Source organism: Janthinobacterium sp. NFX145, from assembly GCF_049810325.1.
Taxonomy (GTDB): Bacteria; Pseudomonadota; Gammaproteobacteria; order Burkholderiales; family Burkholderiaceae_D; genus Janthinobacterium; species Janthinobacterium rivuli.
In genome coordinates, this window is record NZ_CP187360.1 from 3,375,329 (window position 1) to 3,388,605 (window position 13,277).

General features: G+C 65.8%; 12 protein-coding genes. 6 read left to right on the forward strand and 6 right to left on the reverse strand.

Going from position 1 to position 13,277, the window contains the following annotated elements:
* Positions 1-102 precede the first annotated feature (102 nt).
* The 4 genes from ACPJXG_RS15140 to ACPJXG_RS15155 all read left to right on the forward strand — a co-directional run bounded on the left by ACPJXG_RS15140 (position 103) and on the right by ACPJXG_RS15155 (position 4,138).
* Positions 103-1,218 carry a mechanosensitive ion channel family protein gene (locus ACPJXG_RS15140; protein WP_425251547.1) on the forward strand — a complete coding sequence of 372 codons (1,116 nt, stop codon included), beginning with the start codon at positions 103-105 and terminating at the stop codon, positions 1,216-1,218.
* A 49-nt stretch (positions 1,219-1,267) separates the two neighbouring features.
* Positions 1,268-2,563 carry a cation:proton antiporter gene (locus ACPJXG_RS15145; RefSeq protein ID WP_425251548.1) on the forward strand — a complete coding sequence of 432 codons (1,296 nt, stop codon included), beginning with the start codon at positions 1,268-1,270 and terminating at the stop codon, positions 2,561-2,563.
* A gap of 122 nt (positions 2,564-2,685) precedes the next feature.
* Positions 2,686-3,867 carry a serine hydrolase domain-containing protein gene (locus ACPJXG_RS15150; RefSeq protein ID WP_425251549.1) on the forward strand — a complete coding sequence of 394 codons (1,182 nt, stop codon included), beginning with the start codon at positions 2,686-2,688 and terminating at the stop codon, positions 3,865-3,867.
* A gap of 91 nt (positions 3,868-3,958) precedes the next feature.
* Complete coding sequence (locus ACPJXG_RS15155) at positions 3,959-4,138, forward strand: hypothetical protein (protein WP_176390636.1); 180 nt, start codon at positions 3,959-3,961, stop codon at positions 4,136-4,138.
* Here ACPJXG_RS15155 and ACPJXG_RS15160 read toward each other — a convergent pair.
* Positions 4,135-4,518, reverse strand: coding sequence for a YkvA family protein (locus ACPJXG_RS15160; RefSeq protein ID WP_051958457.1), 384 nt, complete (start codon positions 4,516-4,518; stop codon positions 4,135-4,137). The genes ACPJXG_RS15155 and ACPJXG_RS15160 overlap by 4 nt on opposite strands.
* A gap of 94 nt (positions 4,519-4,612) precedes the next feature.
* Here ACPJXG_RS15160 and ACPJXG_RS15165 point away from each other — a divergent pair, with 94 nt between their 5' ends.
* Positions 4,613-5,710: a DNA topoisomerase IB gene (locus ACPJXG_RS15165; RefSeq protein ID WP_402718083.1), complete on the forward strand. Its 1,098-nt coding sequence runs from the start codon at positions 4,613-4,615 to the stop codon at positions 5,708-5,710.
* Here ACPJXG_RS15165 and ACPJXG_RS15170 read toward each other — a convergent pair.
* Positions 5,664-5,930 carry a hypothetical protein gene (locus tag ACPJXG_RS15170; RefSeq protein ID WP_176390634.1) on the reverse strand — a complete coding sequence of 89 codons (267 nt, stop codon included), beginning with the start codon at positions 5,928-5,930 and terminating at the stop codon, positions 5,664-5,666. The two genes, ACPJXG_RS15165 and ACPJXG_RS15170, sit on opposite strands and share 47 nt — an antisense overlap.
* Positions 5,931-6,158: 228 nt before the next feature.
* Here ACPJXG_RS15170 and ACPJXG_RS15175 point away from each other — a divergent pair, with 228 nt between their 5' ends.
* A complete protein-coding gene (locus ACPJXG_RS15175) occupies positions 6,159-9,539 on the forward strand; it encodes a hypothetical protein (protein WP_425251550.1) in 3,381 nt (1,126 codons plus the stop codon).
* 6 nt (positions 9,540-9,545) lie between these two features.
* On the opposite strand, the gene ACPJXG_RS15180 is transcribed toward ACPJXG_RS15175, so the two are convergent.
* From ACPJXG_RS15180 to ACPJXG_RS15195, 4 genes are all read right to left on the reverse strand, one after another.
* Positions 9,546-10,361 carry a ferritin-like domain-containing protein gene (locus tag ACPJXG_RS15180; protein WP_425251551.1) on the reverse strand — a complete coding sequence of 272 codons (816 nt, stop codon included), beginning with the start codon at positions 10,359-10,361 and terminating at the stop codon, positions 9,546-9,548.
* Between the two features lie 43 nt (positions 10,362-10,404).
* Positions 10,405-11,328: a DNA-binding transcriptional regulator DsdC gene (dsdC, locus tag ACPJXG_RS15185; protein WP_425251552.1), complete on the reverse strand. Its 924-nt coding sequence runs from the start codon at positions 11,326-11,328 to the stop codon at positions 10,405-10,407.
* Positions 11,328-12,659 carry a D-serine ammonia-lyase gene (locus ACPJXG_RS15190; RefSeq protein WP_425251553.1) on the reverse strand — a complete coding sequence of 444 codons (1,332 nt, stop codon included), beginning with the start codon at positions 12,657-12,659 and terminating at the stop codon, positions 11,328-11,330. Before ACPJXG_RS15190 ends, dsdC begins: the two co-directional genes overlap by 1 nt.
* Before the next feature lie 122 nt (positions 12,660-12,781).
* Positions 12,782-13,171 carry a hypothetical protein gene (locus ACPJXG_RS15195; protein WP_425251554.1) on the reverse strand — a complete coding sequence of 130 codons (390 nt, stop codon included), beginning with the start codon at positions 13,169-13,171 and terminating at the stop codon, positions 12,782-12,784.
* Positions 13,172-13,277: the final 106 nt, after the last annotated feature.

Sequence of the window (13,277 nt, forward strand, 5' to 3'; positions counted from 1 at the left end):
CAAGTCTTATCCGTACGGCAACGCACGCCCCCGTTACGCCATCTGCCCGTAAAATACCCGCTTCCGACATCCATTTCACCAATACACAAGGAGTTTTCGCCTATGGATCTCAGCACGTTCCACTCGCTGATGGGAGGCCCGCTTCGCTCGGCGCTGACCGTGCTCGTTTCCGCCCTGCTCGTCACCGTGGTCGCCATCGGCGTGCACCGGGCCGGCATCGGCTTGCTGAAAAGACTGGCCAATGGCCGACCGTTCACCACCAACGCCACGCGCGTGGCCTTCCGCGCCAGCCAGCTGTGCGTGATCGTCTTCGGCCTGCGCATGGTGCTGGCCGGCGCGCCCGACGACACGCCGGGCCTCGTTGCCATGTCGCACATGGCCAGCGTGGCGCTGATCATCGCGCTGACCTGGCTGGCCATGCAATGCATCCAGGCCCTCTCCATCACGATTTCCGAAGTCAATCCCGTCGATGTGGCCGACAACCTGCGCGCGCGCCGCCTGATCACCCAGGCCCGCGTGCTCACGCGCAGTGCGCACGCCATCGTGGTCATCCTGGGCCTGGCCTTCGTGCTGCTGACCCTGCCCGGCGCGCGGCAGATCGGCGCCAGCCTGCTGGCCTCGGCCGGTGTGGCGGGCCTGGTGGCCGGTATCGCCGCCCGCCCCGTGCTCGGCAATTTCATTGCTGGGCTGCAAATTGCGTTTTCGCAACCGATCCGCATCGATGACGTGCTGATCGTCAATGGCGAATGGGGCAAGGTCGAGGAAATCAAGGGCACGTATGTGGTCGTGCGCGTGTGGGACGAGCGGCGCCTGATCGTGCCGCTGCAATGGTTCATTGAAAATCCGTTCGAGAACTGGACGCACAGCTCGTCCACACTGCTGGGCACGGTGTTCCTGTGGCTCGATTTCAGCATCCCGCTCGAACCGCTGCGCGCGGAACTGGCGCGCATCTGCGAATCCGCCACGCAATGGGATGGCCGCGTCTGCACGGTGCAGGCGACGGATTCGAACGAGCGGGCCGTACGCGTGCGTTTCCTGATCAGCGCTGTAGATTCGGGCACGGCGTTTGAATTGCGCTGCCTCGTGCGCGAGCAGATGCTGGCCTTTATCACGACCCATTATCCGCACAGCCTGCCCCGCTTGCGCTCCACGCACGACCCGATCGAAGTGCATGGCATGCAGGCGCAGAACGACAGCGTGTCGCTGCACAAAGCATAAAAAACCTGCGGCGCGCTGCCCTGGCCCGCGCGCCGCTAGAATAAGGCGCATGAGCACCACCGCCTGGTTCATCCTGATCGGCTGCCTGATGCTGGCGCGCGGCCTGGGCGCCGACAGCATCGCGCGCCTGCCATTGACTTCGGCCATGGCTTACCTGGGCGTGGGCCTGCTGCTGGGCCCCATGTTCCTTGGCCTGTTTTCCTTCGACCTGGTGCGGCAGGCGCCGCTGCTGGAAACCCTGACGGAAATCGCCGTCCTCGTCTCCCTGTTTTCCGCCGGCGTCAAGATGCCCGTGCCGTTCAGCCTGGCCCGCTGGCTGCCCTCGCTGCGCCTGGCGTGGCTGTCGATGGCCATTTCCGTGGCCCTGGTGGCCGCGTTCGCCTACTGGGTGCTGGGCCTGCCCCTGGGCGCGGGCGTGCTGCTGGGCGCCATCCTCGCGCCCACCGACCCCGTGCTGGCCACCGACGTGCAGCTGCGCCATGCGGGCGACAGCGAGCAATTGCGCTTCATCCTGACCAGCGAGGCGGGCATGAACGATGGCAGCGGCTTTCCCTTCGTCATGCTGGGCCTGGGCTTGCTGGGCCTGCATGAACTGGGGCCGCACGGCGCCACCTGGCTGTGGCGCGACTTGCTCTGGGCCAGCGCGGGCGCCATCGCCCTGGGCGCGGCCGGCGGCGCGCTGCTGGCCTGGCTGGGCTGGCAGGTGCGCGCCAAGGAACCGAAGCACGCCATGCTGGACGACCTGGCGGCGCTGGGCTTGATCGCCCTCGTGTATGGCCTGGCCACGTGGCTGCACGCGTGGGGCTTCTTGGCCGTGTTCTTTGCCGGCGTGGCCTTGCGCCAGACGGAACTGCGGCTGGCCGGCGCGCCAAAAGACCGGCAAGGCTTGCTGCAGGCCGAGGACACCCACGCCGTATCCGCCGCCAAACCGCACGACAGCGACGTGCCGCTGACCGTCAGCGGCGAATCGCTCGTCTTCAAGGAACACCTGGAACGCCTGTCCGAACTGACCCTGGTGCTGCTGCTGGGCGGCGCCGTCACGGCCGCCGCCTGGAGCTGGCAGGCGTGGAGCGTGGCCCTGTTCCTGCTGCTGGTGGCGCGCCCGGCCAGCGTGATGCTCGGCTTGCTGGCCTCGGGCACCAGCGTGCGCCTGCGGGGCCTGGCTGCCTGGTTCGGCGTGCGCGGCATCGGTTCGCTGTACTACCTCAGCTATGCCATCGCGCATGGCTTGCCGCGCCCCCTGGCGCGCGAGCTGGCCGACGTCACCCTGGTCGTCGTCATCCTGTCCATCGTCGCGCACGGCCTGACGGTCAAACCGCTGCTGGTGCGCTACTGGCGCAAATAACGGGTGCAAACAAGCGCTGGCGATCCCCCTTTGTCATTGCTACACAGCAATGTTTTGTCAATTGCCCCTATGGCGGGCAGAAATATTGTTAAGATCATTAAAAATGGCAAAAGAGAGAAGCGATGAAACGACGAAGTGTGCTGGGACTGGGCGTCTCACTGGCCCTGCTGCAAACGGGCTGCGCCACCGATCCGGCCAGGCTGGCGTGGGAAACGGAATTTGACGGCTTCATGCGCGACGGCCTGGCCCGCACGGAAACGCCGGGAATGAGCGTGGCCGTGGTGCGCGGCGAACAGACCATTTTCGCGCGCGGCTATGGCTGGGCCGACATCCAGGGCGGCAAAAAGGCCGATGCCAACACGGTGTTCCATGTCGCCTCCGTCAGCAAGCTCGTCACGGCCACGGCCGTCATGATGCTGCTGGAACAGGGGGCCTTCCAGCTCGACGACAAGGTGGCGGCCTATCTGGACTTCCCGCTCATGCATCCGAAGTTTCCCGACGTGCCCATCACCTTTCGGCACTTGCTCAGCCACACCTCGGGCATTTCCGACGCCGTGTACGAAAAGACGACGGCCTTTGCCGTGCAGGGCGACCCGCGATTGCCCCTGCGCGACTTCGTCAAGGGCTATCTGTCGCGCGGCGGCGCCTGGTATGACGCGGACGTGTCGTTTGCCGCCCGGCCCGGCACGGAATGGCGCTACAGCAATGTCGGCATCGCCCTGCTCGGCTATCTGGTGGGCCGCTTGAACCCCGACGGCCTCGACGCCTTTGCGCACGAGCACCTGTTCGAACCGCTGGGCATGGACAGCACGGCGTGGAATTTGGCCGGCTTGCCGCGGCGCGCCGTCGTGGCCCAGCCGTATGCGCACAAGGAACCGGGCCTGCAAGTGCTGCCGCCCGTCGGCTATCCGGACTGGCCGGCCGGCCTGCTGCGCAGCTCGGCGCATGACTTCGCCCGTTTCCTGGCCATCTTCAGCAATAACGGCCGGGTCGATGGCCACCGCTACCTGCAGGACGCCACCTTGCAATTGTTTTTCGCGCCGCAAGCGGCCGCCGTCTCGCCCGCCGATGCATCCGTGCGGCAAGCCCTGGTGTGGCTGCTGCGCGACGTCGATGGCAGGCCGCTGGCCACGCACAGCGGCGGCGACCCGGGCGCCGCGTCCGTCGTCTGCGTGGACCGCGCCAGCAAGACGGCCGTGCTGGCCTTCGCCAACGTCAGCGCCGACAAGGAGTTTCGTTCATTCCAGAAAGAAGTCGTGCTGCGCCTGCTGGCCCATGGCGGCAGCGGCGTGCTGGCGCGGTAGGCATGCCGCTTGTGTGAGCGGGCGCACGGTAGCGTACAAGCAAGAAAGTATGCTGTGCTGGTCAGACTTGACACTCAACGAGGAGACCAGCATGACGAACCGCATCGGCAACAAGGACGTGGCGCAACAGCGCAGCAAGAGTGAAAAAGCCCGCATCAAGGCACAGAACATCGCCAGCGAGGCGGTCAAGCGGGCCGAGGCCAGGGCCAAGTACCGCAACGCCGTCAAGGGACAAGCGGGCCAGCCGGGCCAGCCCGCTCCTGCTGGCTAGGCGCCGAACCAGCCGTGCAGTTTTTCGGCGGCCCGTTCCTTGACCTCGGCCGTGATGTAGGTGGCGACCGTGGCGACGGCCGCCGCCAGCACGGCCAGGTCATCCGCATAGCCGACCACGGGCGTGATGTCGGGAATCGCATCGATGGGCGAAATGAAATAGCCGAGCGCGCCATAGATGGCCGTCTTGGCCCACAGCGGCGTATTCGGCTGCTGCGCCGCGTAGTACAGCCACAGGGCTTTTTCGATGACTTCGCGTCCCGCCGTCTTGGCGAACTTGACGACCTTGTCCCAGAAGCTGTCATCCGTGTATTTCTTTTCATACTGCTTGTCGGCCTGGGGGGCGTGGTCTTCTTCCAGATTCTTTTTTCTGCCAAACATCTGCTGCTCCTGTCTGTGCCGCGCACGGCGTTACGAATGCGCACCTTAGCATAACGGCGCTGCAGGTGCGCGGTGTGCAAGGTACCTTATATCCATGGAAATATCCGCCACCACCACGGCCCGCGCGGCCGGCCTACGCTACACGGGCGACCATCAAAGCGGCATCGCCCGATTGGGCAAGCCCGGCAAGTTCCGCTACCGCGACGGGGACGGCCATATCCTGCGCGATGCCGCCACCCTGGCGCGCATCAAGGCGCTGGCCATACCGCCGGCCTGGACGGACGTGTGGATCTGCCCGCACGCCAACGGCCACCTGCAGGCGACGGGACGCGATGCGCGCGGCCGAAAACAGTACCGCTACCATGCGCGCTGGCGCCAGGTGCGCGACGAAGTGAAATACGAGCGCATGCTCAGCTTTGGCCGCGCCCTGCCAGCCATCCGCGCCGCCGTCGCGCGCGGCATGCAGCTGCCGGGCTTGCCCCGTGAAAAAGTGCTGGCCACCATCGTCCACCTGCTGGAATTGACGATGATGCGCATCGGCAATGAAGAATACGCGCGCACAAACAAATCGTTCGGCCTGACCACCCTGCGCACGCGCCATGTGCAGGTCGACGGCAGCGCCGTGGCCTTTCACTTCAAGGGCAAGAGCGGCGTGCGCCACGATATCCGCCTGAGCGACCGGCGCCTGGCCAGGGTGCTGCAGCGCATGCGCGAACTGCCGGGACAGGAACTGTTTCAATATGTCGATGAGGACGGTGCGCGCCATGGCGTCGATTCGGGCGACGTCAACGACTACCTGCGCGAGGTGACGGGCGAAGACTACACGGCCAAGGATTTCCGCACCTGGTCCGGCACCCTGCTGGCCGCACTGGCCCTGCAGGCGTTCGAACAGGTCGATTCCGATGCGCAAGCGAAGAAAAACATCGTGCAGGCGATCGAGTCCGTGGCGAAAAAGCTGGGCAACACGCCGACGATCTGCCGCAAGTGCTATGTGCACCCGGCCGTGCTGGAATCGTATCTGGATGGCAGTTTATTGGAAGGCATGCGCGCGCGGGCGCGGCAGCAGATGCAGGACGATTTACAGGCGCTGGCGCCGGAAGAAGCGGCCGTGCTGGCCTTGCTGCAGCAGCGGCTGCAGGGTGCGCTCAAGCCTGGCGCGCGGGCTGCGGCTGGCAGCGTACCGACAGTGTGAGGGCGTCGCTGCTGCAGATGGGCAAGGCGCCATGGCCAGCATCGCGCGCCACGGGCGCCGGCGCGGCGTCGCTGGCCGGCGCCTCGACCGTCGTCATCCAGGTGGCCGCCAGGGTCGAGAAGGTAAACAGGCAGATCAGCAGGAAAGGCTTGTTCACGTGGAGGGACTGGCCTGGCTTTTGCATCGCATACTCCGTCGGACTGGTTGGCTGTTTCAGCATGGACACGATCATCGCGTGTTTCCGCAAGGCATACAATCAGACAGTTTAGACAAGACGGGTAGGACAGCGCTGACAGGCTCAGCCATAAAGACCTGTGTCGGCAGATTTGACACCTGCTCCCGCCCGTATCAGCCAAGCCCTTGTTTTTACAGCATAATTGATACAGGAACGCTTCCTGCTTGACCTCCTGCCTGGGCACGCTTGGCGCCAGTCAACGGGGGAACGATCATGAGCTTTATCAAACAGGCGCTGCTGGCGCTGCTGCTATGTGTGATGTCTGCCGCGCACGCCACCAGCATCGGCTACACGGCAACATCGCTGGGCGGCACCCAGTGGCGCTACGACTATACGGTCAGCAATACCACGCTTGCCATTCCCATCGAGGAATTCACCTTGTTCTTCAGCGTGGGCCAGTACGCCAACCTGCACAGCGTCTCCACGCTGCCAGGCTGGGACGTGCTGCTGGTGCAGCCCGACCCAGCCATTCCAGGCGACGGCTACCTCGACGCGCTGGCGCTGGCCGGCGGCATCGCGCCCGGCGGCACGGCCACGGGCTTTTCCGTCACCTTCGATTACCTGGGCGCGGGCAGCCCAGGCGCCCAGCCGTTTTCCATCCTCGACCCTGTCTCCTTCGTCGAGCTCGAGCCGGGCATCACGCAGCCGGCCGCCGTCGCCCTGCCCTCCACCCCATGGCTGTTGCTGGCGGGCGTACTGGCCATGGCCTGCCTGCGGCGCCGGCAACTGGCGTGCGCCGCGCTGGCCACAGGGCTGGCAATGGGCCTGTGCGCCTGCGGCGGGCCGAACGATCCCACGCAAGCACCCGCGCCAAAGGTCATGCTGGCCGCCGCCGCGACCAGCACCACCGTCCAGGCCGCCGGAGACCTGGAAGTGACCTTGCTGGAAAAAGTGGCCGAGCAGCGCGTCAGCCGCACGGCGTGGGACTACACCTATCGCGTGCACATCCGCAACAATGGCGGCGAGACGGCCAGCAATGTGCAAGCCGTGCTGGCCAGCGCCCCGGCGGGCAGCACCATCATCGATGGCGAGGTGCTGGCCGGCAACATCGGCGCGGGCGCCACCGTCACGCCCACCGACACCATCACCCTGCGCATCGAGCGCAACATCCCCTTCCAGAGCGCCGGTCTGACGTGGACCTTCAGCACCGGCGCCGGCCTCGTCCTCGCCCCCGTGCGGCCCGCGCAAGTGGTCGTGCTGCCGCTGGCCGGGCTGGGCTTTCCCGACGGCGCCGACAGCGTCAAGACCAGCGGCGCCGTCACGGACGTGCTGCTGCAGGACGGCAGCCTGCGCTTTTCCACGCCTGGCGACACGGGCGTGGATCAGCACGCGCAATTTACCCTCAGCAAGGGCGGCAAGACCACCACCCTGGACTTGCTGATCCAGACGGCACTGCCCACGGCCGTGGAAACCTATGTGGAGCCGGACGACGATGGCAACCTGCCTTCCGCGGCGCCCGTGCTGGCCATCACGGGACTGGGGCCGAACAACCGCCTGCAGCCGGGCGCCCTGGGATTGCGCCTGATGGGCGCGGCCCCGATGGCGCTGCAGGATGACAGCGACGGCCTGCTGTCGACCCCGAATGGCCTGGCCATCAGCCTCAAAGCCTACTGGACGTTCGATGCGTCCAGCGGCACCTTCAGCATCAGCGCCACGGCCATGCAGCAGTTGCTGGCATCTTTGCCCAACGGCAGTTATGACCTGAACCTCAATTTCGTCTCGCAGGATGGTGAATTCACGGCCAGCTATGTCTTGATCGTCATCAAGTCCGGCATCGTGCTGCAAGGACAATTGCGCACGCCGGCAGGCGGCAATGCCACGGGGCTGGCCGGCAAGAAAATGTTATTGGCCGGCTATAACAACCACCAGCGCCAGGTGGCCATGGTCGACGCCACGGGCGCCTTCCACTTCGATGGCGTGCTGCCCGATACCTACCAGCTGACCTTGAACGACCTCGTCCACCCAAACGTGGTCAGCGTCAGCGCCGTCGTGTTTGAGAACAGCAGCAGCGTCAACGTCGGCATCGTCTACCCGTACGGGGCCGGCCTGGCCCTGCGCGCCGAGGCGAAGACCTATGTGGCGGGCAGCGTCACGCAGGATGGCGCCGGGCCGCGCGCGCGCGAAGTGCCCGCCGGCCCGCGCGCCGCGGGCGACGCCACGCCGCAGGATGACGAGGGCAGCAAGACGTTCACGGCCACGGCGGCCGCGCAAAACCAGACCATCACGACGCCCGTCGCCTTCACGGTACCGAAAGGCACGAAAAACGTGGGCGTGAAAATCACCGTCAGCACGGCCGAGTATCCCACCTACACGACGGCGCAAAGCCAGTACAACGATACTTGGTCGTACGCCGTGACGGGGCTGCCCGGCGTCAACCTGGCCGCCGCGGGCGCCGTCAACCAGACGCACTTCACGCAAGGCACCATCGTCAGGGCGGAGTGCGTCGACGTCAGCAAGCAAACCGAGGCTGGAGCCTTGAGCCTGGGCGGCAACGTCAGCGCCACGAATATCGGCGACAGCGCCCTGGCCACCGTGACGACGGTGGAACTGAGCCTCGCCTGCAAGGGCTTGAAGGTGACGCTGGCGAAGTTCAGCTCGCCGAACCAGGCCGCCCACCCCGTGCTGCAGCCGATCAAGCTGACGGGCAATCTGGCGGGGCCGTATGTATCCGTGTCGCAAGGATCGGCCACGGCCACGCACACCTTGCCGCTGGAATTGCACTACACGCCGGCGGCGGCAACGATTACGGAAGTCAACATCGGCATCTCGTCGGGCGGCGGCGATCCCGCCTTCAGCACGGAGAATTTATTGTCCCAAACGAATACCAAGACTGCCGGCACAGTGAAATTCCCCGGCCTGGTGCTGCCCGCCTTTGCCGGCGCCAAGCTCGACAAGAAGGCCGTCGTCACCTTGCGACTGAAAGGCAGCATCGACAATGTCGATGCCAGTTCCGACCCGGCCGAAGGGGGGCAAGTGGAGTTCAAGGGCGACACGGCCTACACCCCCCTGTACCTGGCCAACGACGAGGCGGCGCTGGCGGCGCGGCGCTACGGCACGCGCGATGCGGGCGGCGATTCCTGGGCCACGCGCCTGGCCATCGCCTGGCTGGCGGGCAAGCCCTACCGCTTTGACGACATCAGTGGCCAGCATGTGACACAAACGGCGGCGGGCGATTCCATCCTGCGCCACCTCGGCCACAGTGACGGCCAGCAGATCGACTTGCGCTACGCGGATGGCGCGGGCGGCTACACGGACGCGCTGGGCGGCCATAAAGATGGCGTCGCCATCCACAAGCTGATCACCGATGCGAAGGCGGAAGTGGTGGCCAACCCCGCGCAAAAGCCGAAACTGGCCACCCTGCTGGCGTGGATCGCGGCGAACCGCGCCATGCTGGCCCAGGAAGCGGCGCCGGCCAGCACGCGCATCATCCACATCGGCCCCAGCTTCGTCAAGCTGGCCCTCGTCGACGGGCGTTTTTCCGCCGCGCCGGCCGACAAGATCCCCGGCGCGGGCGAGTGGAACAAGCCGATCAAAGTGCACATCGAGAAGGGACACCTGAGCCACTGGCACATCAGCCTGACGGCCCATCCTTGAGCAGGGTCAGGCGGGCAGATCGGACAGTTCCAGCTCCGAAAAGCCCGCCCGGCGCCGCGCTTCCAGGTTGAACGGGCCGCGCAGGGTGGGCGCTTCGTAACGCAGCGCCAGCTCGGCATAGGTAGCGCGCAGCTCCAGGCCCCTTTGATCGCACAGATAGCCGTACCAGCGGTTGCCGATCTCCACATGCCCCACTTCATCGCGCAGGATGATGTCGAGGATGGCGGCGGCGGCCATGTCGCCCGCCTGCGCCAGCTTGGCGCGCAGCGGTGGAATCGCGTCCAGACCCCGCGCTTCCAGGGTGCGCGGCACCAGCGCCATGCGCGCCAGCACGTCGCCGCGCGTCTTGTCGACCATTTCCCACAGGCTGTCGTGGCCGGGGAAGTCGCCATACATGTGGCCCAGTACCTGCAGGTGCGCCTGCAGCATGGCGAAGTGCGTGGCTTCTTCCTTCGCCACGCGCAGCCAGTCCGTATAGTAATCAAAGGGCAAGTCCGGGAAGCGCCACAGGGCGTCGAGCGCCAGATTCATGGCATTGAACTCGATGTGCGCCAGCGCGTGGACCAGCATGGCGCGCCCTTCCGGCGTGATCATCGAACGCCGCCCCACGAGGCGCGGCGGCACCAGCTCCGGACGCTCGGGACGGCCCGGCACGGGGCCGGTCGGCGCCAGCGGCGCCTGCGCATCGAGCGCAAGCGGCGCTTCGGCCATGGCCGCCACCATCGCCACCTTCGTTGCCGGATCCGGTTCCAGCAGGCAGGCGAGCGCATAGGTGCGCAATTCCTGCGGCGGCATGGGGGTCAGTGGAGATGATGCGTGCATGGTGCTTCCTTCGTGCGCGTTCTTGAACAAGGCGCGCAGTGTATCAAATTGCCTGCCCCAGAAGCCAGTCGAACAAGGCCTGCACTCTTGCAGGCAGCGCCGCGCGCCCGCTGTGCACGAGGTAATACGCCTGCGGACTGGCCAAGGAAAAATCGCCAAACGGCAGGATCAGCTGGCCGCTATCCAACCAAGGCTGCACCAGCTGGCGCCGGCCCATGGCCACGCCCGCGTGGTGGATGGCCGCCTGCGCGCACAGGTCGGCGCGGTCAAAGCGCAGGCTGCGCGCGGGCAAGCTCACCTCGGGCGCCTGCGCGTCCAGCCACAGCCGCCACTCGGCATCGGGCGCGCAGGCGGGCCAGGCCAGGGTGTCGTGCAACACCGTCGCATCGCGCAAGTTGTGTGGCGCATCCAGCAAGCCGTGGTGGCGCGCATAGTCGGGACTGCAGACGGGCGCCAGCCATTCCTCCATCAGCTTGTGCGAGGCCAGGCCGGGGAAATGGCCGTCGCCATAGTGCAAGGCCAGGTCGACCTGGCCGGCGCGAAAGTCCACGCTATCATTGCCCACGCGCAAGTCCATCGACAGGTCCGGATACTGCGCCGTAAAACCTGCCAGGCGCGGCACCAGCCAGCATTGGGCGATGGACGGGCGCGCATGCACGGTGAGGCTGCCCGTGAGCGTGTCGCCGCCGGCCAGGGCCGCGTGCAGGCTGTCCCAGCCACTTTGCAGGGCGGCAAAGATGCGTTCGCCGTCGGCCGTCAGCTTGACTTGCCGTGTCAGGCGCTGGAACAGCCGCAAGCCCAGGCTGCTTTCCAGCCGCGCGATGCGATGGCTGACGGCGCTGGGCGTGAGCGCCAGTTCCTGCGCCGCCAGCGCAAAGCTGGCATGGCGCGCCGCCACGAGAAAGGTGTGCAGGTTGGCGAACTGGCTGGCCGTCAGCGTTGTCGTGAGCGCCGCGCCGGCCGGCATCAGGCGGCTCCGGCCGCCAGCAGCGCGCGGCCACGCGCCACGTAGGCGTCCATTTCCGCCTGCGGCACCATGCTGCCGCCCGTGCCCCACACCAGATGCGTGGCCTGGGCCAGATTCAGTTGATATTGCGGCGCGGCCAGCACGTGCTGGATGCCGGCGAAACCGGCCACGGCGGACGGTTCCAGGCGCAGCTGCTCCGTTTGCTCAAGCAGCGCCAGCAAGCGGTACAGTTCTTCATCCGTGACGGTGGCGTAGCCGTCGATCAACCGCTGCATGGCGCGTCCGACGAAGCCGGACGGGCGTCCCACGGCCAGGCCATCGGCAGCCGTCAGGTTGTCGATGCCGATTTCCTGCACGCTGATGCCATCGTGCAAGCCCGTGTGCACGCCCAGCAGCATGCACGGCGAGTGGGTCGGCTCGACGAACACACAGTGAACATCGTCGCCAAAGGCCAGCTTCAAGCCGAAGGCAACGCCGCCGGGGCCGCCGCCCACGCCGCACGGCAGGTAGACGAACAGCGGGTGCTGCGCATCGACCGCGACGCCAGCCGCCGCAAATTGTGCTTTCAGCCGCTGGCCAGCCACCGCATAGCCGAGGAACAGATCGTGCGAGTTTTCATCGTCGACGAAGTGGCAGGTCGGATCGTTTTCCGCCTGTTTGCGTCCCGCTTCCACGGCCACGCTGTAGTCGGTCGCGTATTCGACGACGGTGACGCCGTGGCTGCGCAATTTATCTTTCTTCCACTGGCGCGCGTCGGCCGACATGTGCACCGTGGCGCGAAAGCCCAGGCGCGCGCTCATGATGCCGATCGACAAGCCCAGATTGCCAGTGGAGCCGACGGCGATCGCATACTGGCCAAAGAAGGCGCGCACGGCATCGCCGGCCAGCAAGCTGTAATCATCGCCCTCCTTCAGCAAGCCGGCGTCCAGCGCCAGCATTTCCGCATGTTTCAGCACTTCATAAATGCCGCCGCGCGCCTTGATGGAACCGGAAATGGGCAAATGGCTATCCTGCTTGAGCCACAGCTGACCGCTCGTCATGCTGGATGCCAAGCCTAGCGCCGCCTGCATGGCCGGCAGCGGCACGACGGGCGACTCGATGATGCCGCCGCTGGCCTGCGTTTCCGGAAACGCCCTGGCCAGATAGGCCGCGAAGCGCGCCAGGCGCGCGCTGGCGTCGGCCACGTCAGCCGCCGTCAAGCCCACGTCGTTCAAGGCCTCGGCCGCGGGCGCGATGGCGGGATTGAACCAGCTCAAGGGCTGCAAGGCCATCAGTTCTGTAATCAGGGGAAATTTTTCGCGCAGCGCGGCGATGGCGGAAGTGGGCAGCATGGCAAGCTCGTGAAGGAACAAGCCATGATTAGACCGCATCCTGGCAGCGCTGGCAAACGATGCTTGCTCAGGCGATGGATGACCACAGATCATCTGTGATGCTGCAACAGAAAAAAAACAGGCTAGTCGCCAGGAGCAAGAGCCCTGGATTTTCTGCTGCTCAAGAACGATGCGATGAACACGGCTGGAAAACAGGCCAGCCAAAGATAGCATCCGGCGCCGAATCCCAGCACGGCATAGGAACCACTATCACTGGGAATTGTCTTGATACCAAAGGCTGTCAGTGCCAGCGCAAAACCAAAAAAGGCGGCCAGCTTGGCGGCACTGGGCTTGTCTTTCGAGAAGTACATGGCAAAAATAAGCAGCGGATTGGCAAACCAGGCAAAACTGCCAGCCAACGGCCCTAACCAGCCGAGCAATAACACGCCCCCACCCAGCAAGACTTCGTGGGAGTCCACGATTGCCGTCAAGAACAGCGATACCACATACGCGACAACAGTCAGGGACAGCACGATGGCGGCGGCATCTTCGCCAAGCAGTTTGCGGGGAAAAATACTTATCTCCTTATGGTTTACACGGCACGGAGCCAACTTCCTACCCGCACAGGCCTCGCTATCG